Annotated in this window: 22 protein-coding genes; 13 read left to right on the top strand and 9 right to left on the bottom strand. The window is 41.1% G+C overall.

The window, feature by feature from the left end; translation table 11 throughout:
- Positions 1–88: 88 nt before the first annotated feature.
- Together yghU and L1264_RS04300 are read left to right on the top strand one after the other, a co-directional pair.
- On the top strand, positions 89–928 hold the full coding sequence (gene yghU / locus L1264_RS04305) for a glutathione-dependent disulfide-bond oxidoreductase (RefSeq protein ID WP_135925705.1): 840 nt from the start codon (positions 89–91) through the stop codon (positions 926–928).
- Positions 929–963: 35 nt separating this feature from the next.
- Positions 964–2,262, top strand: coding sequence for an MFS transporter (locus tag L1264_RS04300; protein WP_199527024.1), 1,299 nt, complete (start codon positions 964–966; stop codon positions 2,260–2,262).
- A 32-nt stretch (positions 2,263–2,294) separates the two neighbouring features.
- Here L1264_RS04300 and L1264_RS04295 read toward each other — a convergent pair whose 3' ends face one another.
- Positions 2,295–3,179 carry an alpha/beta hydrolase family protein gene (locus L1264_RS04295; protein WP_235403676.1) on the bottom strand — a complete coding sequence of 295 codons (885 nt, stop codon included), beginning with the start codon at positions 3,177–3,179 and terminating at the stop codon, positions 2,295–2,297.
- A 117-nt stretch (positions 3,180–3,296) separates the two neighbouring features.
- On the bottom strand, positions 3,297–4,217 hold the full coding sequence (locus L1264_RS04290; protein WP_235403675.1) for a hypothetical protein: 921 nt from the start codon (positions 4,215–4,217) through the stop codon (positions 3,297–3,299).
- A 188-nt stretch (positions 4,218–4,405) separates the two neighbouring features.
- Between L1264_RS04290 and L1264_RS04285 the strand changes: the two genes are divergently transcribed.
- Complete coding sequence (locus L1264_RS04285) at positions 4,406–5,005, top strand: FMN-dependent NADH-azoreductase (RefSeq protein ID WP_199527025.1); 600 nt, start codon at positions 4,406–4,408, stop codon at positions 5,003–5,005.
- Positions 5,006–5,048: 43 nt separating this feature from the next.
- Here the strand turns inward: L1264_RS04285 and L1264_RS04280 are convergent, their stop codons facing one another.
- Positions 5,049–5,516 (bottom strand): hypothetical protein, encoded by a 468-nt coding sequence (locus L1264_RS04280; protein ID WP_199527026.1) that lies wholly within the window; start codon positions 5,514–5,516, stop codon positions 5,049–5,051.
- Positions 5,513–5,800 carry an EF-hand domain-containing protein gene (locus L1264_RS04275; protein ID WP_063700317.1) on the bottom strand — a complete coding sequence of 96 codons (288 nt, stop codon included), beginning with the start codon at positions 5,798–5,800 and terminating at the stop codon, positions 5,513–5,515. The genes L1264_RS04280 and L1264_RS04275 overlap by 4 nt, the downstream gene beginning before the upstream one ends.
- Positions 5,801–5,969: 169 nt before the next feature.
- Here L1264_RS04275 and L1264_RS04270 point away from each other — a divergent pair, with 169 nt between their 5' ends.
- From L1264_RS04270 to L1264_RS04255, 4 genes are all read left to right on the top strand, one after another.
- Positions 5,970–7,466, top strand: coding sequence for a cryptochrome/deoxyribodipyrimidine photo-lyase family protein (locus tag L1264_RS04270; RefSeq protein ID WP_199527027.1), 1,497 nt, complete (start codon positions 5,970–5,972; stop codon positions 7,464–7,466).
- Positions 7,456–7,608: a DUF2256 domain-containing protein gene (locus L1264_RS04265; RefSeq protein ID WP_135925712.1), complete on the top strand. Its 153-nt coding sequence runs from the start codon at positions 7,456–7,458 to the stop codon at positions 7,606–7,608. The genes L1264_RS04270 and L1264_RS04265 overlap by 11 nt, the downstream gene beginning before the upstream one ends.
- 89 nt (positions 7,609–7,697) lie before the next feature.
- Entirely contained in the window at positions 7,698–8,126 is a 429-nt protein-coding gene (locus tag L1264_RS04260; protein ID WP_138558840.1) for an OsmC family protein, read from the top strand.
- Between the two features lie 213 nt (positions 8,127–8,339).
- The gene (locus tag L1264_RS04255) at positions 8,340–9,056 is read left to right on the top strand and encodes a putative porin (protein WP_199527028.1); all 717 of its coding nucleotides are present in this window, start codon (positions 8,340–8,342) and stop codon (positions 9,054–9,056) included.
- Positions 9,057–9,121: 65 nt separating this feature from the next.
- Here L1264_RS04255 and L1264_RS04250 read toward each other — a convergent pair whose 3' ends face one another.
- The gene (locus L1264_RS04250) at positions 9,122–10,612 is read right to left on the bottom strand and encodes a dipeptidase (protein ID WP_199527029.1); all 1,491 of its coding nucleotides are present in this window, start codon (positions 10,610–10,612) and stop codon (positions 9,122–9,124) included.
- Between the two features lie 156 nt (positions 10,613–10,768).
- Here L1264_RS04250 and L1264_RS04245 point away from each other — a divergent pair, with 156 nt between their 5' ends.
- Positions 10,769–10,915 carry a DUF2986 domain-containing protein gene (locus tag L1264_RS04245; protein WP_105174679.1) on the top strand — a complete coding sequence of 49 codons (147 nt, stop codon included), beginning with the start codon at positions 10,769–10,771 and terminating at the stop codon, positions 10,913–10,915.
- 1,071 nt (positions 10,916–11,986) lie between these two features.
- Here the strand turns inward: L1264_RS04245 and L1264_RS04240 are convergent.
- Both L1264_RS04240 and L1264_RS04235 read right to left on the bottom strand, forming a co-directional pair.
- On the bottom strand, positions 11,987–14,119 hold the full coding sequence (locus tag L1264_RS04240; RefSeq protein WP_199526827.1) for a TonB-dependent receptor: 2,133 nt from the start codon (positions 14,117–14,119) through the stop codon (positions 11,987–11,989).
- A gap of 104 nt (positions 14,120–14,223) precedes the next feature.
- Positions 14,224–15,075, bottom strand: a complete 852-nt coding sequence (locus L1264_RS04235) for a universal stress protein (RefSeq protein ID WP_062565077.1) — start codon at positions 15,073–15,075, stop codon at positions 14,224–14,226.
- 267 nt (positions 15,076–15,342) lie between these two features.
- On the opposite strand from L1264_RS04235, the gene L1264_RS04230 reads away from it, so the two are divergent.
- Positions 15,343–16,533, top strand: coding sequence for an MFS transporter (locus L1264_RS04230; protein WP_199526826.1), 1,191 nt, complete (start codon positions 15,343–15,345; stop codon positions 16,531–16,533).
- Positions 16,534–16,629: 96 nt separating this feature from the next.
- Here L1264_RS04230 and L1264_RS04225 read toward each other — a convergent pair whose 3' ends face one another.
- Positions 16,630–16,821: a helix-turn-helix transcriptional regulator gene (locus tag L1264_RS04225; protein ID WP_062570454.1), complete on the bottom strand. Its 192-nt coding sequence runs from the start codon at positions 16,819–16,821 to the stop codon at positions 16,630–16,632.
- Positions 16,818–17,246 (bottom strand): hypothetical protein, encoded by a 429-nt coding sequence (locus L1264_RS04220; protein ID WP_171040375.1) that lies wholly within the window; start codon positions 17,244–17,246, stop codon positions 16,818–16,820. The genes L1264_RS04225 and L1264_RS04220 overlap by 4 nt, the downstream gene beginning before the upstream one ends.
- A gap of 238 nt (positions 17,247–17,484) precedes the next feature.
- Between L1264_RS04220 and L1264_RS04215 the strand changes: the two genes are divergently transcribed.
- The 4 genes from L1264_RS04215 (at position 17,485) to L1264_RS04200 (ending at position 24,922) form a co-directional block, all read left to right on the top strand.
- Positions 17,485–20,733 carry an nSTAND1 domain-containing NTPase gene (locus L1264_RS04215; RefSeq protein ID WP_199526825.1) on the top strand — a complete coding sequence of 1,083 codons (3,249 nt, stop codon included), beginning with the start codon at positions 17,485–17,487 and terminating at the stop codon, positions 20,731–20,733.
- 23 nt (positions 20,734–20,756) lie between these two features.
- Positions 20,757–21,128 carry a DP-EP family protein gene (locus tag L1264_RS04210; protein WP_138556586.1) on the top strand — a complete coding sequence of 124 codons (372 nt, stop codon included), beginning with the start codon at positions 20,757–20,759 and terminating at the stop codon, positions 21,126–21,128.
- A 156-nt stretch (positions 21,129–21,284) separates the two neighbouring features.
- Positions 21,285–22,268, top strand: a complete 984-nt coding sequence (locus L1264_RS04205) for a GGDEF domain-containing protein (RefSeq protein ID WP_199526824.1) — start codon at positions 21,285–21,287, stop codon at positions 22,266–22,268.
- A 134-nt stretch (positions 22,269–22,402) separates the two neighbouring features.
- On the top strand, positions 22,403–24,922 hold the full coding sequence (locus L1264_RS04200; RefSeq protein ID WP_135925721.1) for a TonB-dependent receptor plug domain-containing protein: 2,520 nt from the start codon (positions 22,403–22,405) through the stop codon (positions 24,920–24,922).
- Positions 24,923–24,962: the final 40 nt, after the last annotated feature.

The following is a 24,962-nucleotide window of genomic DNA, read 5'->3' as shown; positions in this document are numbered from 1 at the left end:
TTATAACTCTACTTCCCTTGCTTAGGTTGATCAACTAGGATGGTAATCTCGTAATAACATTCATTAAAGCACAATTTAGGGAGTTTCAATGAGTAATACCGACAGTTATACGCCACCTAAAGTGTGGCAATGGGATGCAGAAAACGGTGGTGAATGGGCTAAGACTAATCGCCCGGTCTCAGGTGCGACCCACGAACAAGACTTGCCCGTTGGTAAACACAACCTTCAACTCTACTCACTTGCAACACCGAATGGTCAAAAAGTCACCATTATGCTCGAAGAGCTATTAGAACTAGGTATTGATGAAGCCGACTACGATGCATTTTTAATTAAGATCGGCGATGGTGATCAATTCTCTTCTGGGTTTGTTAGTGTAAATCCTAATTCAAAAATTCCAGCCTTAATGGATCACAGTACTACACCTGTTACTCGCGTGTTTGAGTCAGGGGCTATTTTACAGTACTTAGCAGAGAAGTTTGATGCACTGATCCCAAGCGATCATACTAGTAAAACAGAATGTCGCAATTGGCTGTTTTGGCAAATGGGTTCTGCCCCCTACTTAGGCGGTGGTTTTGGCCATTTTTATAGTTATGCACCTTATAAAATGCAGTATCCGATTGACCGCTTCACAATGGAAGTTAAACGTCAGTTAGACGTGTTAAACCGTCACCTAAGTGACCATGATTATATGGCGGGCAGTGAATACTCAATTGCCGACATTGCTATTTGGCCTTGGTATGGCAGCCTAGTGCTTGGCTATTTATATGATGCAGCTGAGTTTTTAGATGTCGAGTCATATAGTCATGTAATACGCTGGGCAAAACAAATCGAACGTCGCCCTGCCGTAAAACGTGGTCGCCGAGTAAACCGCACATGGGGTGATGAAGCTGAACAATTAGCTGAACGCCACTCTAAAGATGATTTTTAAGGGCTTAACGGCCCTTTTTCATAAATACTAACTATATGAAAAAACTCAGCAAAGAAGACATATACCAACGCCTTAGTAACACCGAAGATGCCCGTGCCTGCAAAGCAATTGATGAGGCGGCTTGTAAAGTCGTACCCGGCAATTTTATTACCTTATTAGTGAGCCAACTATTTAGTAAGTTTGCCGATGCCTTGTTAAACCCAAAGGTAACCCTGCCTTGGCTGTTACAAAGCATTAATGTGCCGAGCAGTTTTATTGCTTGGCTTGTGCCTATTCGTGAATCAGGTTCTATGTTGCCACAGCTGGCGATAGCAAGTGCCATTCGTAAGCTGCCTGTCAGAAAGTGGGTGTGGGTAATTGGCGCGATTGTGCAGGCTTTGTGTATTTTGGGCATGTTGGTTTGTGCTTTAACGCTGCAAGGTACAAACGCTGGGTTTGCTATTATTGCTCTTTTGATTGTTTTTAGCCTTGCTCGCGGCTTTAACTCTATTGCTGCAAAAGATGTATTAGGTAAGGTTATTCCTAAACAACAGCGCGGAGGTATAAGTGGTCTTGCTGCCAGCTTTGCCGGATTTGCAACACTCACCTTCGGTCTTGGTTTGTGGTATCTACAAAGTCTTGGTTATGAGAATGGAGTGTATATTGCACTGATGCTAGCTGTGCTTATGTGGGTTCTCGCAGCGCTTAGTTACAGTCGTATTAAAGAATACAAAGGCGCAACAGAAGGCGCTGAAAACGGCTTGCTACATGCTCTTAAAAAACTAAAACTGCTTTACCAAGACAAGCAATTTGCACATTTTATAATTACTCGTGCATTGTTATTGTGCTCGGCCTTAAGCGCCCCTTTTTATATCGTACTTGCCAGTGAACAAGCTTTCGACTTTTCATTGCTTGCTACGTTTATGGCGCTATCAGGACTAGCAAACTTAGTATCCGCTCCTATTTGGGGTAGGCTCAGTGATTTATCTAGTCGCCGCGTTTTAGTGCTTGCTGCGATACTCGTTACTTTTAATGGCTTTGCTGTTTATTTGATTGCTTACTTAAGCCCATCCACTCTCAATGAGTTTTGGTTATTACCACTGTGTTATTTTTTACTCACTGTAGCTCATCAAGGAGTACGCCTTGGCCGTAAAACCTATCTTGTTGATATGGCAGAAGGTAACAAGCGTACAGACTATGTCTCTGTTAGTAATACAGTGATCGGGGTTATCTTACTGTTACTTGGCAGCGTTGGCTTACTAAATGCGTACTTAAGCACCGCCGAGCTTATATTATTTTATAGCCTTTTAGGCTTGGTAGGCGCTATTAGTGCTTGGTTTTTACCAGAAACTTAATTCAAAAAGGCGACCGAAGTCGCCTTTTCTCTTTAGTTTTTCAAATTCTTATCGAAGAACTCTAAAAACGCTTTCAATGTTTTAATTCGATACGGCTGATGCGACAAGTAGTGGTCACCATCTTCAAGCTCAATATAGGTTACGTCTTTGCCTTCGTCTTTAAGCTCATCTTCCATTTCTCGGCTATGATAAACAGGCACCACGTTATCATCAGAACCATGAACGAGTAACACTGGGCGATTAATTTGTTTTGCAAAATTAACTGGCGAGACCTTTTCTAATTTATCGCCATCAGTACCAAATTGCTTACGCACAATTTCTTTATTGGTGAAATATCGTGCCTTACTAACAATACGCTCAAGATCTGTGACACCAGCAAAGCTGGCCGCACATTTGAATGTTTCAGGGTGCTTAACCACCGCCATTAGTGCGGCATAACCACCATAACTTGCTCCACCAATACAGATTTTATCTTTTTTAGCGATACCTTCACCAACAAGCCAATTCGCGGCATCTTGCAAGTCATCTTGCATTTCTTTACCAAAACCTTGTACAGCAGCCATTTCAAATTCATGACCATAACCACTTGAACCACGAAAGTTTGGTTGTAGCACTGCATAACCATTATAGGCAAGCAACGCAGTCCAGTAGTCAAAGTCTGCGTAATCTCGAGCCATTGGGCCGCCATGTGGGAACACAATGGTAGGCAATTTATCACCTTTTTTATAACCCACAGGTAAAGTTAAATACCCTTCAATAGTTAAACCATCACGGGCTTTATAACTGATTTTCTTTTTACCGCTGTAAACTGTGTCATCAATATCCGGAAATGCCGATACAAATACTGTTAACTCATTCGTATCACGGTTACCTAACATATAGGTGCCGGGGATTTGCTCACCTGTAACCAAAACCACATATTGACGCTGATCTTTGCTGGTATCAATAATATCAATATCAAACTTATCTGCTGGCAGTACAGCGCGTAAGCCATTATAAAGATTGCTTAAATCTTCATCCCAGTAATGGATCCCCTAATCAAGCTGTGAGTGAGTAAACCCTGCGACTTCACCAGTTAAAGGTGAATAAAATATATGACCGTCGAAGTCAGAGTTATCATCGCTAAACACTAACTCTTTTTTCATGGTCGTTAGGTTCATTTTATAAAGCGCATCGTAGCCATCTTTAAGTGCTTTGTAATAAATAATATTAGGGTCTTTATCAAAGCCCAAAACACTTACTACATCAGGGCTAAATGCTTTATATTTGAATAATGTTTTACGTTTATCTCTATCTTCGTCATATAGAATATATTCAAATTCGTCTTCATCCATTTTAAGGGCAATACGTACATTGCCTTGGCGGTCAATAATCCAATCGGTAACTTTGTTGAATGAACGCTGCACTTTCTTTTTACGAAGTGTATATAAATCAAGTTCATACACACCTGGCGCATTAGCAAAATCAAAGTCACCTTGCACTAAGATTTTGTCTTTTTTACTCGGTAAAAAACTGATGACCTGATCGCCAAATTGCGGTTGGCGCTTGTCACGATTAAAGTCTGCTTCATTGGCTGGTCTAACTTTGCCTTTATCGTTAATGTTATAAGCATACATAAAAGTTGTTGAATATTTTGGGCCACCAAATTGACGTTGGATACGGCGTGCACCTATCAACAAAACTTCATCATTCGCCCACTCATACCAATCAAAGAAAATAGTGTGGTTATCTGAGCGGATCAGAGAGTTGACTTCTTCTGTTTTACGGTTATAAACCGTTAACACCAACTCTCCATTTACATTTCGAATAAACGATAGATGACTACCATTTGGTGAGAGTTTTACTTGACTAAAAGCCCGTAAAGAGGCGAATGATTCTACAGGGAGTTGCGTGTTTTCAGCAGCACGGGGCATTAAGCTTAGTACCGCAAATAGTGAAAGCAGTAAGTACTTCATCTTAAAGTCCATTTCATTTTTTATTGTTCCTAAAGAATAACATTAAAAGAAAATAAAAGACTATGTAAGAAATTTCACCTCTGACAATCATTCGTTTAAAACGAACAAAGTACTCGATTAAAAGCATTATTAATTTATTTTTTGCTAATTATAATGACTGCACAAATTCAGTTTTCTTAGGTGACATGATGAAGAAAGTACTTGTGTTAAATTCATCTTTAAATGGTGAACAAGGTAATTCAACCAAGCTTAGCCAACAATTTGTTGAGCAGCTTACTAACAACCAACAAATTTCAGTAACAACTCGCGATTTAAGCGACAATGCCATTGCTCACTTAACGCAGACAGAAATGGCTGCCTGGATGACTGATGCAAACGAACGCAGTGATGAACAAAAAGCACTTGCTGCAATATCTGACGATTTAATCGCTGAACTTAACGACAACGAGTTAATCGTTATTGGAATGCCAATGTATAACTTTGGTATTCCTTCGACATTTAAAGCTTGGATTGATCGTATTGCCCGTGCAGGTATTACCTTTAAGTACACTGAGCAAGGCCCTGTAGGTTTAGTTGAAGGCAAAAAAGTAGTGGTACTTGCAGCGCGTGGTGGTATTTATCAAGGCACCGACATGGATACACAAACTAAATACTTAAAAGATGTACTTGGTTTTGTGGGTATGACTGACGTTCACTTTATTTATGCTGAGGGCCTAGCGATGCCAGACGCAGAGCAAAGTCTAGAAGCAGCGAAAAACGAAATCAACACATTTGCTGCAGCACTATAATCAGCAAAGTATAAAAAAGCGGTCATCATGACCGCTTTGTGATTTACGCTGTGACCGATAACAGCGAATCACCTTCAGATAAAGCAAACTTTTCTTGCACAGAGGCTAGAATCGCTTCTTTATCTTCTTCTCCCAGTTGACCAGAATATTGCGCTAACAACTCATCTAAATAACTGACAACCTCTTCAGTATCAACCTGCTCTAGTGAGTTACCACTTGGCGGCGGCGGTGGTGGACCAGGCGGGCGTTCACCTTCAGGACGACCTAATTCACCGACTTCAGCGGCATCAAAGCCAGCTTCAGCCATAATTGCTTCCATTTCTTGACCAGGTTGAATACCTGCGTCCATAAATGTTTGCATAATAGATTGTGCATCTTCTGCAGTTAAGTTTTCATGATCAAACTGAGCTAAGGTTTCATTCATTAACTCTGTTTGTTCACTGGTTAACGGCTCTGCTTGCGGTCGTTGCATGGGCTGAAAATTCGCACTCGATGAAACACTGTTGATCATCGTTGATTTTCCTTACGTTTTGGTGGTTTATGGTTGTTGAACTCGTCTTCAGTTACTTCACCATTTTGATCAGCATCCATGTCATTAAAAATGGTTTGCAGCATATCTTCTGGCATAGGCTGCTCACTAAACTCAGTAAAATCAATCACCCCATTGCCATCAATGTCAATCGTCGTAAAGTCAGGTCGTGGAGGTGGACCGCCTTGATGGTCGCGAGCAAAGCAAGCGGGCGCTGTGGCTAACAACGAAATAGCTAAAACAGAAAGTGCAGATAAATGCTTCATAGCGAACCTCTTATGTCATTCAATTGACCGTAAGCATAATCTGAATGCCAACCAAAAGTGTGTGGGCAATATGCAACAAATGTGGAAACTTTGTGGATTGCGTTAGCAATTAATCGAAGTTGTAACTTGTTCCGTATGAAGAGCAAAACAATTTTCCAACACAACGATTATGGCAAGCTCAAATAAGCAAAAAGTGAATCTTGTTTGGTTCAAACGTGACCTAAGACTTTCTGATCATCAACCACTTGCCAGTGCGATTGCATCAGACCTGCCTTGCTTACTTATTTATAGTTTTGAGCCCCTACTACTCGAAGACCCCCATTACAGCTTAAGGCACTGGCGTTTTGTTGCTCAGTCACTTAAAGACATCAACCAACAGCTCGAAAAATACAACGCTGAAATCGCCATTTATAATCAACAGATGATTACATTGCTAGAAACACTCAATGACGAGTTTGAAATTGCTGGAGTTTATAGTCATGAAGAAATTGGGCTTTACAACACTTTCGAGCGAGATAAACAAGTAAAACTCTGGCTAAATAATAAAGCTATTCCATGGCATGAAACGCCATTAGGAGGAGTAAAACGAGCACGACCAAAACAGTTTGATTGGCAAACTCATTGGCACGAGGTGATGAACCAACCTCTCGTAAAACCAAATTGGCAAGCTTTTAAAGCCGTACTACCTAATAATTATCAAGCAGCAGAGTGTTTTGACGACTTTCTAAACCACGATCCTCAGTTTCAATATGGCGGCCCTCATGCAGCAAGAGCCTGTCTTAAAAACTTTATAGAACAGCGAGCTAAAGGCTACCAAAGCGGTATTTCAAGCCCATCAAAAAGTAGAGATTCATGCTCAAGACTCTCTCCATATTTAGCATGGGGGAATTTAAGCCTAAGACAGGTTTATCAAACATTGAGATACTACCTACCAAAACAACCTAAAAGTTGGCGACGTTCATTGCATGCCTTTGAGTCACGATTACATTGGCATTGCCATTTTATGCAAAAGTTTGAAACTCAATGCAGCATGGAGTTTGCTCCGCAAAACACAGGCTACCAGCACTACCCTTATCGCGATGATGATCACCTTGATGAGCACCTAAATCGCTTTGAGCAAGGCCAAACAGGCATTCCTATTATTGATGCCTGTATGCGCTGCCTCAAAGCAACTGGTTACATTAATTTTAGAATGCGCGCTATGTTAGTCAGCTTTATGACCCACCATATGAACATTCACTGGCATCCTGTTAGTTTAATTTTATCGCGTTATTTTTTAGATTTTGAACCGGGAATTCATTACCCACAAATCCAAATGCAAGCATCGGTCACAGGAACCAACATCATTCGTTTATATAACCCAATAAAGCAATCTGAAGATAAAGACCCAGATGGCATATTTATTAAAACATGGTGTCCTGAGCTTAAAGAGCTGCCTGTAGAAGATATCCACCAGCCATGGCAACTGCCGCCAATGGAAGCTTTGTTTAATAACTTTAAACTAGGCGAAGACTACCCCGAGCCCATGGTCGATATAGAAAAGGCTGCCAAGCAAGCACGTGAGCGATTATGGTCATTCCGAGAACGTGATGATGTAAAACGCGGCACAAAAGCCTTACTGCGTAAGCATGTGATTAGCCTAAAAAGGCAACGTCATGGCACATAAAAAACTTAATTTACCCAGCAAAACCTGTCCCGTATGTGACAGGCCATTTGTGTGGCGTAAGAAGTGGCAACGAGACTGGCAACATGTTAAATATTGCTCTGAGCGTTGCAAGCGCGAAGCGAAAAGAAATATTGGCGTTTAAGTTGCAACTATATCGTTAACTCACACTTTTCGGCACGAAACCCTGAAAGCCTTTCACGGTTGCCGAAAAAATTTACAAAGGAGATGACGATGACGATTAAAAAATCTGCACATACGAGTTGGTCTGGTGATATTAAATCTGGCAAAGGCTACATTTCTAGTGAAAGCGGTGCACTTGATAAACAGCCATTTGGCTTTAACACCCGCTTTGAAGGCAAACCGGGCACTAACCCCGAAGAACTTATTGCTGCTGCTCATAGCAGTTGTTTTAGCATGGCGCTATCGCTGGCACTAACCGAAGCAGACTTTGTGGCTGACGACATAACCACCAAAGCAACCATTAGCCTAGATGAGGTTGACGATGGCTTCGAAGTAAGCCATATCGCACTAGATGTTAGTGCGAAGATAAGTGATATTTCGACTGAAAAATTTGAGCAACTTTGTGAGCAAACCAAGCAAGGCTGCCCTATTTCAAAACTCATGAATGCTGAGATATCACTCACCACAAAGCTTAATTAATCCCGTTCGGCCAAGCACTGCTTGGCCTTTTCATATTCTAACAGGCCCACAACACTTTATTACAATGTAAATTCCTGCTTGTTGTATTATCTTTATGGAACAAAAACCAAATACAACAAGGATATGTATGTTTAAACAACTAGCCCCTATTGCACTTGCAACGCTCGCTTATTCAAGCTATTCAACAGCCGCAACAGAGCAACAGAGCAACAGGTGAGTAAACAGTGGTTCAATAGTATCAATTACACTCACGTAGAACATGACAGATATAGCTTTAATGGCTACCAATTAGCAAGCCATTATTACTTTGAAGAGCAGCAGAGCTCAGGTGTGCTCGATGATTATGGCTACCTAGATACAGATTCAAACATCCTAGTCAATTACTCAGGAGGAGACTATTACAATGACATTGGTATATTTGGCGAGTATTTTTTAAATAACTGGTTTGCTGTAGCCGATATAAGGGATGTGAGGGATTTAGACAATTACACTCTAGGTATAGGCTACTTATTTGCCGATGCCTTAAAAGTTTCTGTAAATAGGGATGTGCGTGAATATGGTGATGATTATTTCCGCTTGAAAGCGCAGTATAACCTCCAAATCAACGATAAGGATTACCTTGGTTTTAGCGCAGAAACAGATGATGAACTCGACGTTTGGAATCTCTCGGCCAGATACTTTAATCACTTAAGCGGCAGCCATTACATTACCGTTGATGTTGGCCATCAAGACAGCGTTAATGATTCAGCAAGTAATGCCATGATCAGCTATTACTTTGGCGAACACTATGCCATAGGTGCAGGTTTGGATGATTCGGAACTCGTTTTACAAGGTAAGTACTTTATTAATGATAAATATTATTTAACCGCTAATTACACTGAAAGCGGCTCAGCTGAACTCTACAACCTCAAGTTTGTTGCCCAATTCTAAACAGAAATGAGTCAACAGTTTTAAACAAAAACGCCGCTATAAAGCGGCGTTTTCAGTTTATAGAATTACATATTACCTAGCTTCATCATCATTGCAGTATACATTTTTAAGTTCAGCGCTAACTGCTCTTCGGTAATAAACTCATGTTCTGAGTGACCTGTGTACTTTTTACCTGGCATTGATGGACCAAATGAAACAGCATTATCAAATAGCTTAGCATTGGTGCCACCACCGATTGACACAAAGCCCGCGTCTTTATCGCCCGTAAAATGCTTAAAGATATCAAGTAAAGCTTGGGCGTGAGGTGCACCATCTAACAGCATTGGCGTACCAATTACCACTTTTGTGTCTTTTAAAGTGACATTATTAGTGGTTTGCCAAGCGCTAAGTGCTTCATTAATTTGCTGTTTGAGAACAGCTTTTTGTTTACCAACAGGACGGCGCATATTAACCGACAATTTAATATCGTTACCATCGCGGCTTAATAACGTTGGCGAAACAGTCATCGGCCCCATAAAATCATGCTTGTAAGCAATTTCACCGAATTGCGCGCCATATAAATCAAGGCCAATTAGCTGATTAATAAACTCAATTGCTTGACCATCGCTATTGTTCTCAAGATCAATACCTTTAAAGATTTCTGCAAGGTACGCAATGGCATTTTCACCCGCTTCTGGCTCAGATGAATGCGCTGAAATCCCCTTCACTTGCACTAACAAGCCATTATCTTGCTCTGTCATCGCCACTTTTACGTTTTTAAGCTGAGCGACATTGTCGTGTAATTTAGCTACTGTCGCAGCATCGGCGTTATGCACAAGCACACTGGCATCTTCAGGGATCTGGCTAACAAAAGCACCGCCTTTTAAATTACTTACATATAAGCCTGTTTTTGCAGAGGTTGCTGAGAAAGTCGGCGCAATTAAGCTCCAGCCTTTTTCTGCAACAACCACAGGGTATGAAGCATCAATGGTGACAGCATATTTGGGTTGCTGATAGGTTTTCATGAACTCTTCGAGTGGTGCCCAGTCAGACTCTTCTGCAAGGTAAACCATTAATTCAATACGGTTATTTAAAGTAATGCCGTTATCTTTAATCGCCTTCATTGCATGCAATGCTGTGGCAATAGCACCTTTATCGTCTTCTGTACCACGGGCAATTAGCTTTCCAGGTTCAGAGGTTTTATCCATTTTAAATGGGCTTTGCTGCCATTTACTGGCATCGGCTGGTTGCACATCACCATGGGTTACTATGGTTACTTTATCAGCTTGGTTACCCATGCCAATTAATACTGTGTAACCTAAATCTTGATAATCAAAACCAAACTGCGCCGCTTTCATTTTTAAGAACGACTTAAAGCCAATGAAATCTGGGTTATCAGGAGTCGCTAAACCTTCTTTATTCACCGTTGGGTAAGAAACTAAATTCTCTAAGGTATGAATTTGCGCTTGTTGATATTGCTCTACCGCGTAGTTAGCCAGCTTTTCACTTTGCTCAGACACAGTTGCCTGACTAGAGAAGGCGGTTAATAAGAATGCAGCAAGTAATGAATGTTTCAAGATAAGCTCCAGAGTTTAAAAAGATTTTTAAAGGTACTCGTTAATTGTAACGATTCTGACCAGGACATGATATCTCTAATTTAAGTAAAATGTATCGCTTAAAAATAACAACAAGGTACAATAGCCATTCACCCTATTAATTCGTTTGTTAGACTCATGAACCGCAGAAAAAAGATCTTCACTAAACTTAAGCAAAAAGATAAGCGTGCCAATGCAAAGTTGCATAAAAGCAATAAACCGGCATACATCTCAAAGGCAGATCGCGAAAAATTAGCACAGCAAGAAGCTGAGCAGGAAAGTTAAAATACCTAGCGGTCAGACCGCAGGCGCGATTTTATATCGCGCAACACTTCTATGATTCACAAAGAGGATATGAGACGCTGCGCTTTAGAGGAAATAACAAGTAATCTATTGTTTTCCCTCATTGTCTTCTCATTATGTTCTCTTTGTGCAATTTGTTTTACGCGAAATAAATTTCACGCCTACGGCAAAGACATTTTTGCACAAAGAGGATTAGAGGCGCTTCGCTTTAGAGAAAACATTTTGAAAAAGACAATTTGAACCACAGAGTACACCGAGGCGCTTCGCGCTACACAGAGAAAACAATATTTACAAAGAGATAATGGTCTCTCCTTATCTTCCTCTGTGTTCTCTGTGACCTCTGTGGTTAGAAAAAAGATCTTTAACTCACAAAGAGGATAAGAGACGCTTCGCTTTAGAGGAAAAGATTAAACTGACTTCTATGGTTACCTCATTGTCTTCTCATTCTGTTCTCTTTGTGAAAAAGACAAATTGAACCGCAGAGTACAACGAGGCGCTTCGCGCTACACAGAGAAAACAATATTTACAAAGAGATAATGGTTTCTCCTTCTCTTTCTCTGTGCTCTCTGTGACCTCTGTGGTTAGAAAAAATCTTTAACTCACAAAGAGGATAAGAGGCGCTGCGCTTTAGAGGAAACAACAAGTAATCTATTATTTTCACTCATTGTCTTCTCATTCAGTTCTCTTTGTGAAAAAGACAATTTGAACCACAGAGCACACCGAGGCGCTTCGCGCTACACAGAGAAAACAATATTTACAAAGAGATAATGGTCTCTCCTTCTCTTCCTCTGTGTTCTCTGTGACCTCTGTGGTTAGAAAAAATCTTTTACGCACAAAGAGGATAAGAGGCGCTGCGCTTAAGAGAATACAACAAGTAATCTATTGTTTTCCCTCATTGTCTTCTCATTATGTTCTCTTTGTGCAATTTGTTTTAACGCGAAATAAATTCCACGCCTACAACAGCTCATTTCACATTTGTATCTGACACGCTCGATCAACTTATAACTTACGGCTTAATGCTCTCTTTACTCTTTGCCCCTAGCTACTCGCTCACTAAAACCGATAACTTACACTGGCATTATACGAGCGGCCTTGTCCGGCAAGTTGCTCAAAGCCATTGCTCATATCTTGCTTGTAATTAGCAATACTTACACCGCCAAGTGGCTGTTGGTAGTATTCATCAAGTAAGTTAGTAATTGCCAACTTAAAGGTTAAATTTTGCCACGTTTTCTGACTTGAGATAGCCAATAGCTGATAGCTGTCGGTTTGGTTTTCTAAACGGCGCTCATCAACATGGGTTTTACTATCAACCCATTGCCAGCTCAGTGCGTTTTGCCAGCCTTTGTATTCGTGCTCTAGGCTCAGCTCAGTGTGCAGTGGCATAATTTGATATAAGTCTTCATTGCTATCATCACGCTCGCCATGAGTACTGGTTAGTGAGCCTTTTAACTGCCACTTTCCTGCTCGCTTTGTGTTGTAAAGCTCTACCAAGCCCGCCAGTTTTGCACCGTAAAGTGTCGCATCTAGGTTCGTAAAAGTAAGAATATTGCGCTTGGTATGCGCCATGTCAGTGCGATTAAAGCTTTTAGTCACTTCAGCATCAATATAATCATTTACTTGCGTGTACCAAACATTTGCGGTTACTTGCCAGCTATCGTCTTTGGCAAGTTTGGTGTAGCTTGAACTCAATGTGTGCGCTGTTTCGGCTTCTAAATCTGGGTTACCAATGTAACCATTACCATCGCCAAACCAACCAATCATAGTGGTTGCCATCGTGCCTACACCCCAGCTGTAACGCTCATATAAATTAGGTGCGCGGTTTTTACGAGCTAAACCAAATTGCAGCTCATCGTTATTCGATAATTGATAGCGAGCAAGCAAGCTGATATCAACTAAAGTGTCGTCACGTTTACGGTCTAATTGGTTAAATTCCATCGCAGCTTGGGCGTCGGTTTTTGACATATCCATCATTGAGCCCATATTAGCCATGCCGCTCTTGCCACCTTCGTTATAAGCCTGCACTTCGCCAGTATCTGTGGTGACTTGCTCAACACGAACACCTGCCGACACCCACCATGCTTGGTTTACTTGGTTTTGGTACTCAGCAAATGCCGCAAGGCGGTCACGTTTGCCATCGTTAATGTTTACGTATTCATTTGGGCCCATCATCATTGACCCTGCAACCGCCGGCCACCAATCATCAATTCGATAACCGTAGTATTCTTGACCAAGCATTAATGATGACTGTTTTGATAAATCAGTGCGCCAATGAACTTGGTAACTGTAATCTTGTGCATCGGTATTCATTGGCATCATGCCGGTTTTCTCATTACTGAAAAAACCCATTTCGTGTTTTACATCATGCGCATTCACTTGCACCTGCAAATCACCAATTTCAAGCTCACGTTGATACTGAGCAACAAAACCATAGCTGGTGTTATCGGTCATATCCATGTATTGATTAGGAAAGCCTTGGTAAGGAATTTTTTGATGCATCAGCTTTACTACAAGCTGTTGTTTCTCATCACGAATAGCCCCCGTTAAAGCATGATTTTGCACTCGATATAAGGTATTAAGTACACGCTCACCATGCCCATCATCATAGCTGTTCGCATCTTCAAAGCTGCCTTGGTAAGACAAGCTAAATTGTTTGCTCGCAAGGCTAGCACCTAGCGCGTATGCTTGGCTATCGTTAACGCTTTTGTATGCTGCTGTAACATAGCCTGCACGCCAGTTCACTGAGTCTGAATCACTAAATTCAGGGGCAATCGTATTTACCCTAATAACACCGGCAATATTATCCCCGCCACTGCTTACCGGTGATACACCAGCAACGACACTGTAAGAGGCAATTTGGTTTGCCGACACATAAGAGAGTGGCGGGTTCATTTGATTAGCACACGCTGCTGTGACATCAGCACCATCAACTAATACTTTAACTCTATCGCCCATCATGCCGTTCATCACCGGCAAGTTAGACACCCCTCCGGCCGCTGAAAAATCAACACCTAAATCTTTCAGTAACGCGTCTGCTGAGCCAACTAACTGATGGTTATTTTGGGCATGACCTTGTACTTCTATCACTTCAATAGAATCATCAGCAAAGGCCGAAATACTTAAAACACAGCTAAGTGCTGCAGCAATTTTAGAAAATAAAAAACCAGGGCGAGAAGATTGCGTGTTCATAACTCTTTTAAAATCAAAGCAAATAATTAATGACGCCGATTATAAAACTCATTAATTAGTCTGAACACGTGACATATTGTCGCACCCTGTCACAGGTAAATAACTTAGCGCAGCACCACTAATGGAATACGGCTATCTTCAAGCATTTTTAAGGTCGTGCTGCCTAAAAAGAATTGCCGCCATTTAGAGTGACCAAATGCGCCCATCACCATTAAATCAACAGCGTGGTCACTTTTATATCGCCACAGCGCTTGGTAAACATCGCCATCGAGCATGCGCGCTCTCACATTAAAGCCGTTTTCAGCCAGCCTTGCTGAGGCAGTATCAAGTTTGTCTTGGCAGTGACCGTCTTGTTTATCAACCATCACCAAGTGGCAATCTAAGCCGGATAAAATCCCGCCATTGATAATTTGTGTAATCGCTTTGTCGGTACTTTCGCTGCCATCATAAGCCAGCATAAAATTTGTAGGCTCATGAAATTGCGGCGGCACAATCGCAACCGGGGTATGCACCTGACGGATCAGCGTTTCAATATGCGAGCCCAGTACTTTAAAATCATCGTAATGGCCTTTACCAGAACGGCCAATAATCATCACACGGGCATTGTCTTCATGTTCAAGTAAGGCATCAACAAGACTCATTGAAAGCTGCTGTTGCTCAATCTCGGTTAGGCCTGCATGCTCGGCTTTTTTCATTGCTTCATCTAGCAATAATTGACCATGCTGCGACGCTACTTTGTTGCGTTCTTGCTCAAGTTTTGCCAATTGCTCTAACAATGAGGTTTGCGAACCTAAGCCAATAATTGCGGTTAAATCATCACTGCCCTGCGGCAAAGGTGGCTCTAATGCATGCAGAAAATTAATTGGATGGCTGGAGCGCTTAGAAATCCAAATAGCCGCTTCTGTCACCGCATCGGTCATGCATGAACCGTCGATACAGGCAAATATCTTTTTCATTGCGCTCTCCTTTAAACCAATTCAGTTAACCAAGTATAGTTGGCTTTTTCTCTGTATTTATTTTGAACAGCAAAGACTTAAGAAGTTCAGGTTATTTTCTTATAGCAAACAAATATAGAACGTTCCAAAAAGTACTGTATCAACTCCATTAATTTGTATTACAATAGCGCTGGGCACACACCTCTACTCCAGAACAAAGTATTTGTTACTGGCATTTTCAATTATCAAAAATCTATTTTGTTTTTAAATTTATTTTAAAGGAATTACATGACTAACGTAGCCAACTCCCAAGGCAACGCAAGCACGTTTACCATTCTGATAGTATTGGCTTTAGGCACATTCATTTTGGGCCTATCAGAATTTTCTATGATGCCAATGTTGCCCCTGATCAGCGAAACATTTTCGTCTACGCCAGCGCAAAGTGGTTATGCCATCAGTGCTTACGCGATTGGCGTAGTTGTCGGTGCCCCACTATTTATGATCACAACCGCCAACATGCGTAAGCGAAATGCACTGTTGATGTTTGTCAGTATGATGTTTTTATTCAATGGTTTAAGTGCTTTTGCAAACTCGCTTGAACAACTTATTTTATTTCGATTTTTAAGTGGCTTACCACACGGTGCCTACTTCGCCGCTGCTATTTTATTGGCAGCCGATATCGCCCCTGCCGATAAACGCGCAAGCTTTATGTCAAAAGTATTTATGGGTTTAACCATTGCCACTATTGTTGGTGTGCCCATGGTCACCCTAGTGGGGCAAAACTTTAGCTGGCGTTATTGTTTGGCAGGCACCGCTGTACTTGCGTTAGTTGCCTTGGTATTGATTGTGAAATACGTACCTAACGTAAAGAATACCGCGCCAACATCGATTCTCGATGAGTTAAGTGTATTAAAGAACAAGCTCGTATGGACTATTCTGGGTATCATCATTATTGGTTTTGGTGGCGTATTTTGTGTTTACACTTACATTGCCGACACTATTTTAGAAGTCACCCATACCCCTGCTTACACTATCTCTATTGCGATGATTATGTTTGGTATTGGCTGTACTTTAGGTAACTATGTATTAGGTAAAGCCGCCGACCACTCACCGCTGAAAACCACAGGCGCAGCGCTAATTGGTGCTGTAGTATTTGCAGCCAGTTATGTAAGCGCAAGCCATAATATTTGGCTGTTATACGCGGTGATTTTCTTTATAGGCTTTAGTGTTGGTTTAGGTACCGTGATCCAATCGCTATTAATGGATGTATCACCACAAGGGCATGCCATGATTGGTGCGCTAGTACAGTGTGCGTTTAATACAGCTAATGCGATAGGCCCTTGGCTTGGCGGCATGGCTATTGCTGAAGGAGCACTCCCTAGTCAAACAGGCTATGTTTCTGCGGCACTATTCTTAGGTGGTTTTTTAATGTGGTCGTTAAGTGCGATGCAGATGAAAAAACTACGAGTCGAAAGTTAACAAAAATCTAGCTGCGATTTTATATCGCGTAGCAAAAAGGCGTTTAACAAGAATGATTTAACATTCGGCGTTAAAACGCCTCTTACGCTATCAGACTTACTCATCCTGAAATATCTCTTCGATACTCAGGTTAAATAAACGCGCGGCTTTAAATGCTAATGGCAAACTTGGATCAAATTTACCTTTTTCGATAGCATTCACTGTTTGCCTTGATACATCGAGTAATTCGGCTAATTTTGCTTGGGTGTAGTTGTGCTCAGCACGAAGCACTTTCAAGCGGTTTTTCATTCCTCGCCCTCGTCGTTTAACTGCTTATTCATCATTAAAAGACTCACTAAATAGGTTAAGCCCATAAAGAGTACGAGGTGCGATATATCTTCTTTAAAGCTTATTAAGCCACTTGATTGCACAACCGAATAAGCTAAACCAAATACTAAGCTTGCACCCAATGTAATCGCCATTGCATTAAAGTGCATACGCTGCTGCAGCTCATCCATTCCTTGAAGTTGTCGTTTGTTCGATAAAATCATCATAATGCCAACTACTACATTAAGTAAGATTGCCACAACACTAAAAACAGCCTGCTCTTGCCATAAAAAATGCGGCCCAAATGAGGCAATTGCTAAAGTAATCACCCATGCTGATGTCCATTTCGCGAGGTTTAGCGTGTTCTGCTTATTACGTTGTTTAAAGGTTAATCCTGTCTGATCCATTATTCTCACCTTAAAAGTAAAGTAAACTTGACTAAAGATTAACCTAGCAACACAAAAAGTCAAACAAACTTTACAAAAAGTTTTATAAACATGACACCAATATGATTTTTTAATGTCAGAAAAGGCAAGGCGCTTGCTGTTAATCTCATAATATTGTATTAATCAAAGTATCGCGTAGTCTTATAAAAAATCGGTCCAATCGGACTGCGTTTCTAACAATAACAATGAAGATAACACTATGAATACGGCACTGTTTTTCGTTGGCGAATGGCAAGTTACCCCGGCCACTAATTCAATCAGGCGCGGTGAACAAACAAAGCATCTTGAACCCAAGGCGATGGATGTATTACTGCTGCTATGCGAAAAACAAGGTGAGCTACTAACGAGCGAAGAAATTATCAGCCATTGCTGGCCAAATGTGGCGCTGGGTGACAACCCCCTGCATAAAGTGATCACCCAATTACGTAAAGCCTTTGACGATAAAGCAAGCGATCCGCATTACATCGAAACCATTCGTAAACGTGGTTATCGGGTTATTGCCGAAATCAACTTTCCACTCAACGAAGAGCAAAAAGCCAGCCAAACCAGTTGGCAAGGTGATTCGCCCTTTGTTGGCTTAAGTGCATTTGCACCAGAGCAAGCCGATGTATTTTTTGGTCGTAACAAACAAATTGCCACTTTGCTACAGCGAGTGTCGGCTCAAATTGAGTTTGGTCGCGCATTTTGCTTAATTTTGGGAGCCAGTGGTTCAGGTAAATCGTCGTTAGTTAACGCAGGTGTATTGCCCGCTTTAATGTCGAGTAATGGCTACGATGGCATTAGAGTACACAGTTACTGCCAACTCGACTTTGCCGATGTCAACAAAGAGCGCTTACTGCTTGATTTAGCCTCAACCTTGCTCGATTTAGAAATAAACGACGCACCTGTACTTAGCGATATAAGTGCCGATGCGTTGGCTGAATTGTTATTAAAAGACCCAGAACAGGTTATTTCCCGATGTAAAGCAGCACTTGCAGCGCTAAATAAAGAGCGCACTACGCCCTATTTATTTTTATTTATCGACAGGCTCGAAGTGCTATTGTCATCGCCGCTGTTTAGCGATGACGAGCGCAACCAGCTGTTAGCACTTATTGAGCGCCTAGCAACAAGTGGCTGCATGATCATTTTTAGTGCCTGTCGTAATGACTTTTACCCGCAAGTAGTGAGTCAACCAAGTTTAATGTCGGGCAAAGCCAATGGCGCACATTTTGACTTATTAGCGCCAACTCGCTCTGAGCTTAAGCAAATGATCCGTTTGCCAGCACTTGCAGCAGGCTTAAGTTGGCAACATCACCCAGAGCACCACACACCGCTTGATGAACAACTTTGTAACGATACTGCCAATAACCCAGATGCATTGCCAATGCTGCAATACACCTTGCAGCAGCTTTACTTGCAGCGCAGCCCAGACAACGAATTATTGTTTTCTGAATACCAAGCCCTAGGCACCATCGAAGGAGCCATCGGCCAAAAAGCAGAACAAGTATTTTGCCAATTACCCAAAGACCAACAAACTGAACTTGCCGCAGTTCTTTCTAAGCTGATCACTTTAAATCCAGATGGCGAAACGCTCACCAGCCGCGCTGCACGTTGGAGCGAATTAACCAGCCCTGCTGCGACCAAGCTTGTTCAGGCTATGGTCGACAGCCGTTTGTTTGTGTCGCACCTTAAAAATGAGCAAGCCTGCTTTAGCCTTGCCCACGAAGCGCTGCTGCGCCATTGGCAACGCGCCATAGATTGGGTGCAAGAGCACCAACAAAGCTTAGCAATTCAAAGCCGCGTGCAACTTGCCACCGAGCGATGGCTGCTTGAACAAAAACACAGCGACTTTTTATTAGCCCAAGGCAAACCGCTGCAAGAAGCACAAAGCCTAGTTAAAAACCCTATGTTTAGCTTATCGAGTGACGAACAAGCGTTAATTAAGGCTTCTAACAATAAAGCCAAACGTAAAAAACGCGTGTTACAAATAACGGCGGCTGCACTTGTGTGCTTAACCTTTATTGCCACATTTATGAGCGTGCGCAGCTATCACGCCGAACAAATAGCAAAACAAAAACGCCAAGAAGCGGAGAGTTTATTGGGTTTTATGGTCGGTGAATTTGCCGACAAACTCAGAAGCGTTAAGCGCATGGATTTATTGGATGGTATTAGCAACAAAGCCCTTGAGTATTTTACCAACCAAGACGAAGAAACAGCGTCACTGTTTGACTTTAGCGATAAACAAGCCGAGTTTAATAACCGTTTTCAATACGCTCAAACCTTAGAGGCCATGGGCGAAGTCGCTTACTCTCGCGGCAAAACCGACGAGGCCTTCACTGCCTTTGAAAATGCACGAACGCGCCTAGAATCATTACTAAAAATTCAACCCAACAACCTAGATGTTTTAATGCTCGCAGGGGCCAATGCTTTTTGGCTTGGTAATTTAACTTATGAGCAAAGTAATTATTTAGCGACTGAGCCAATGTTCAAACGTTACTTGGCTTACAGCGAAATGATGTATCAGCTTGCCCCTAATGACTTTAATTCAATTATGGAGCTATCTTACTCACACAATTCACTTGGCTCGCTGTATTTAAAACAGTTTAATTACGCACTTGCAAAACAAAGCTTTACTGAGTCTTTAAAACTTAAAAACCAAGCCCTTGAGCTTAAACCTAATAACAAAAATTTATTACGCGATAAAACAGACACCATTAGCTGGATTGCAAGCACAGAAGAAAGGCTAGGAAATTTAAGCGAGGCATTGACCATGCTTGAGCAGGCTATTAATCAATTAGATTCTGTCCTAAAAATAAGACCTGATGATGCCAGTCTTCTTAGCGACATTTTTAATATTTATATGCAACAAAGCTATCTTTTAAGTTACTTTCCAGATAAACAAGATGCTTATAGAAAAGTAGAAAAAGCATTGTTTGCAATAAACAAAGCACGTTTACAAGATCCTGAAAATGAAAATTTCAAACGCAAATATTACAGGGCTCTTTCATTTCAATTAATGCTATCCGAAGAAAGTAAAAAAAATATCGATGAAATAGTTAACTACACTGATAGCAATGGCTTTGAAAAATCTCAAATTATTGAAATCCAATTAAATATCATAAATTACTTAATAAACGTAAAAAACTTCTCCCAAGCAGAGAGCCTCTTACTAAAACTTGAGAATAATACTGACTATAAGGAAAGAGAAAGTAATAAAGAAAAAATAGAAAGTAACATTGATTTTATAAAAGTAAGTTTAATAAAAGCAAAACTATCAAAAGATAAACTAGTTAAAAGTTCTATTTGCCGAGGTATCATTAATTCAATAAATGAAAAACACTACCGCAGTAAAAGCATAAGAATAACTCACCCCCTTATACAAGCTTACACATGTTTGAATAAGGAAAGTGAAGTCAACACAATTAAAAGTAAACTAATAGAGTTAGGTATTACTAACTTTGATCTATAAAAAACAACTAGAAGGTAATAACAATGAGCGAAAGTCAAACTTACAACTTTACAGTGAATGTTACACTTAACACTGAAAATGAAGCTGTATTCACATACTTCCAAGACGGTCAGCAAGTTTCTGGTGGCGGTACTGTCAATGAAAGAAACAGCCTAGGTATTTATACACTTGATGACGCAACTGTTGATGCTGGCTTTCAATTTACAGGTGCTAAATTTGCAAACCTTGAAGGTGATTGCGAGCAAGACTTTAGCTTTAAAGTCACTAATGATGGTCAAACAATTGAAATAGCGGATACTGATGAAAATAGCGGCACTGCGTGTATGATTTTCATCGTTGAGTGCAATGGCACAAGCTATGAAAGTGCCGATCCGCAAGTAAAAAATGAAGACTAAAACTAAAAAAACTTCATAAAAAGCTCCTTTCAAGGAGCTTTTTTACATTTAAAAACAAACAATTAAAACCAGAAGATTACCAGAAGGTTAATTTGCACTTTTTTAAGTAACTTTATAGACACCAAAATCGTTTGCATCGGCAAAAAGGAAACGAACGTGTCTACTAACAACAAAAATGAACAACCAAGCACTGCTAAATCAGAAGCTAAAAACGCACTTGCGCAGTCTATCAATTCAGAGCAACTTGCGCTGATTGCCCAAATGTTTCAGAACATTCCTGAGGGAGTGTTTATCATTAATGGCCAAGGCACGTTTGAATTTGCAAACCCGATGGCGGCACAGCTTTTAGGTGACAACCAAGAAGCGTTAATCGGGCAAAACATTTTACATTACCTACACGACACCGACCGTGATAAATACATGTATACCCTACTCAGTTGGTTAGATCATAAAGACTCGCCGATAAGCCTTGGTCCAAACGAAGTTAAAATAAACCGCGCCGATAGTAAAACCCTTGAAGCGGATTTATGTATTTCAAGCTTGCCAAAAAACATTGCCGTTGCAGATAATTTATTTATTTGTGTATTACATGATTTATCATCGCACAAAGAGCAATATAATCGCTTAGTTAAACAGGCCACCACTGACCATTTAACCGGCCTTGCAAATAGATTAACCCTTGAAGAGTCATTAAAAGAGCATTGGCAAGAAAGCGTGCAAACCAACCAAGCTATTAGCACTATATTAATCGACATTGATTATTTTAAATTATTTAATGACCGATTTGGTCATGTTAAAGGCGATAAGTGCTTACAAAAAGTAGCGAGTATAATTGCAGAATCACTCCCCTCTCATGACTGTTTGGCAGCCCGTTATGGTGGTGAAGAATTTGCGGTTATATTACCAAGGTGTCAAAAAGATACGGCAGCAGTTATTGCAAAACATATTCAAATAAAAATAAACAATATGTCATTTACTGAAATTGGCCTACCGAGTGATTTTAGAATAAGTGTAAGTCAAGGAATTGCTTGCGAGTTTAATAATCAATACCGTACTTCTGAGGCACTAATTTGTGCTGCAGATACTGCTTTATACCGAGCAAAAACAGAAGGCAGAAATAAAATAAGCATAAGCGCATAAAAGGTTATTTTAGTGTAGAACTATGAGCTAAATAGCTTGTTTAGATAATCATATAGTATACTTTTATGTTATTTGTTTGTTCCTTTTTTATTGATAAACTGCAACGTGAAATCAACGTCACAAGGGATCCAACAATGACACTTTTTAAAAAAGTACCTTTGCAACTCGCTATTGCAAGTACGCTAGCTACATCAGTGACTGCAATCGCTGCTGAGCAAACAACAGAAAACACTGCTCAAGATGTTGAAGTTATTTCTGTAACAGGTACTCGCCGAAGCCTTCGTAGTATTTCTGAAAGTACTGTACCTGTCGATTTATTAACAAGTCGCGATCTAACAAGCACTGGCCAACTTGATATGAGCCAAGTACTTGCCTCTCAGTTACCTAGCTTTAACTACCCTAGTGCCACCATTGCTGATGGAACTGACCATGCAAAACCGGCTGTTTTACGTGGCCTTGCTCCTGACCACACATTAGTACTTATCAATGGTAAACGCCGCCATGCGGGTGCACTATTAAATTTAAACGGTACGGTAGGCCGTGGTTCAACAGCTGTTGATTTAAATAATATTCCTACTTCAGCAATTAAACGCGTAGAAGTACTTCGTGATGGTGCTGCTGCTCAATACGGCTCTGACGCGATTGCTGGTGTGATCAATATTGTATTAAAAGACGCCGATGAAGGCGGCAGCGTGAGCTTCACATATGGTGAATACGATACACAAATGGCAGGGTCTCCTCAGCTACTAAACACCACAACTGATAGCGAAGGCAACCTTAGCTTTGAGACTGGCGGCGACCGTGAAGTAAATGATGGTATTTCACGCACAGCAAGCGCTAACGCGGGTTTTGCGCTGGGTGATAATGGCTTTATTAACCTGTCTATTGAGTCACGAAATAACGAGCCAACGAATCGCTCTGGTTTTGACCAACGCGAACAGTACAGCCGTGATGCAAATGGCAATTTAGACCCTCGTGAATTCGACTTTGACCGCTATAACCACCGTTTTGGTAAAGCAAGCATTGAAGATTTCGCGCTTTTTTATAACCTAGGTTATGAGTTTGATAACTCGTTATCACTTTACTCTTTTGCAAGTTACTCAAACCGTGAAGGTAACTCGGGTGGCTTTTATCGTCGTGCCAAAGACTCTCGTAACTTAACTGAAGTGTATCCTGACGGCTTCTTACCGCAAATAGATACTGATGTAGATGACTACTCATTTGCAATTGGCCTTAATGGCGAAACCAATGACTGGGCGTGGGATGTAAGCAGCAATTATGGTCGCAATGACTTTGGTATTGGCGTAAGCAACAGTTTAAATACCTCTATGGGTGTTAGCAGCCCAACAGAATTTGATGATGGCTCGCTCGTATATGAGCAATACCTAGTCAATATGGATGCCAGCAGCACGCTAGATTTAGGTTTACCTGATGATGTGTTTGTGACGATTGGTGCTGAATACCGCCACGAAAACTATCAAATCAAAGCGGGTGAAACGGCCTCTTACCTAACCGTATTAGATGACGAAGGTAACCCTGTTGCTGCCGGTGGCGCACAAGTATTACCGGGTTTCTCACCTGAAAGTGCAACTGATAAAAGCCGCCATAACATTGCAATATTTGCTGAGTTTGATACTTATCTAACAACAGATTGGAACCTTGTTTTAGCAGGTCGTTTTGAAGATTACAGCGATTTTGGTAGCACCTTTACCTCTAAACTAGCTTCGCGTTACAGCATTAATGAGTCACTGTCGTTACGTGGTGCAATTAGCACAGGTTTTAGAGCGCCATCACTTGCCCAAACTTCATATAAGTCGGTAAGTACTTTATTTGAGAATGGTGTGCCAAGTGAAGTAGGTTTATTCCCTGTAGATGAACCTGCAGCGCAAGCACTAGGGGCTCGTGATTTAGATGCTGAAGAGTCAGTTAATATGACGGCAGGTTTCATCTTTACTCAAGGCGGTTTTAGCTTAACTCTTGATGCGTATCGCATTGAAATTGATGACCGTATCGTATTATCTGAAAACTTAAGTGGCCCAGAAGTTGAAGCGATTTTAGCCGAAGCTGGCGAAGTTAATACACAACGCGTTCGCTACTTCACCAATGCTATTGATTCACGTACACAAGGTGTTGATATTGTTGCTACTTACTCATTAGGCTTAGAAAGCTATGGTGATTTACGCTTAAGTGCTGCGGTTAACTTTAACGACACTGAAGTAACACACGTTAAAGAAAATCCACCGGAATTAGAGGCGTTAGGTGACAGCTACGAGTATTTTTCTCGTCGAGAAGTAACTCGTTTTGAAAAAGGTACACCAGCGGATAAATGGAACCTATCTGCAACGTGGGATTATGAAAACTTCCAAACCACATTACGAGCAACTCGTTATGGTGAAGTTATTGATACCTCAAATAGTGCTGAAAACGATGAAGTACTTGATGCAAAATGGATTGCTGACTTAGAAGTGGCTTATCGCCCTGATGAGCAGTGGAAGTTTGCATTAGGTGCCAATAACCTATTCGATCAGTACCCTCAAGATACTGTAAGCAATATTGGTTATAGCGATTTTAACCACATATTCCCTTATAGTGGCTTTGCGCCATACAGCTTAGATGGCCGTTTTATTTACGGTAACATCACTTATAGCTTCTAAAAAAATAGGGCGTGAAAGCAGTAATTGCTAACACGCCCTA

This window comes from Pseudoalteromonas sp. APAL1, from assembly GCF_021532475.1.
GTDB classification, from domain to species: domain Bacteria; phylum Pseudomonadota; class Gammaproteobacteria; order Enterobacterales; family Alteromonadaceae; genus Pseudoalteromonas; species Pseudoalteromonas lipolytica_C.
This window is presented reverse-complemented; position numbering and strand designations above follow the sequence as displayed.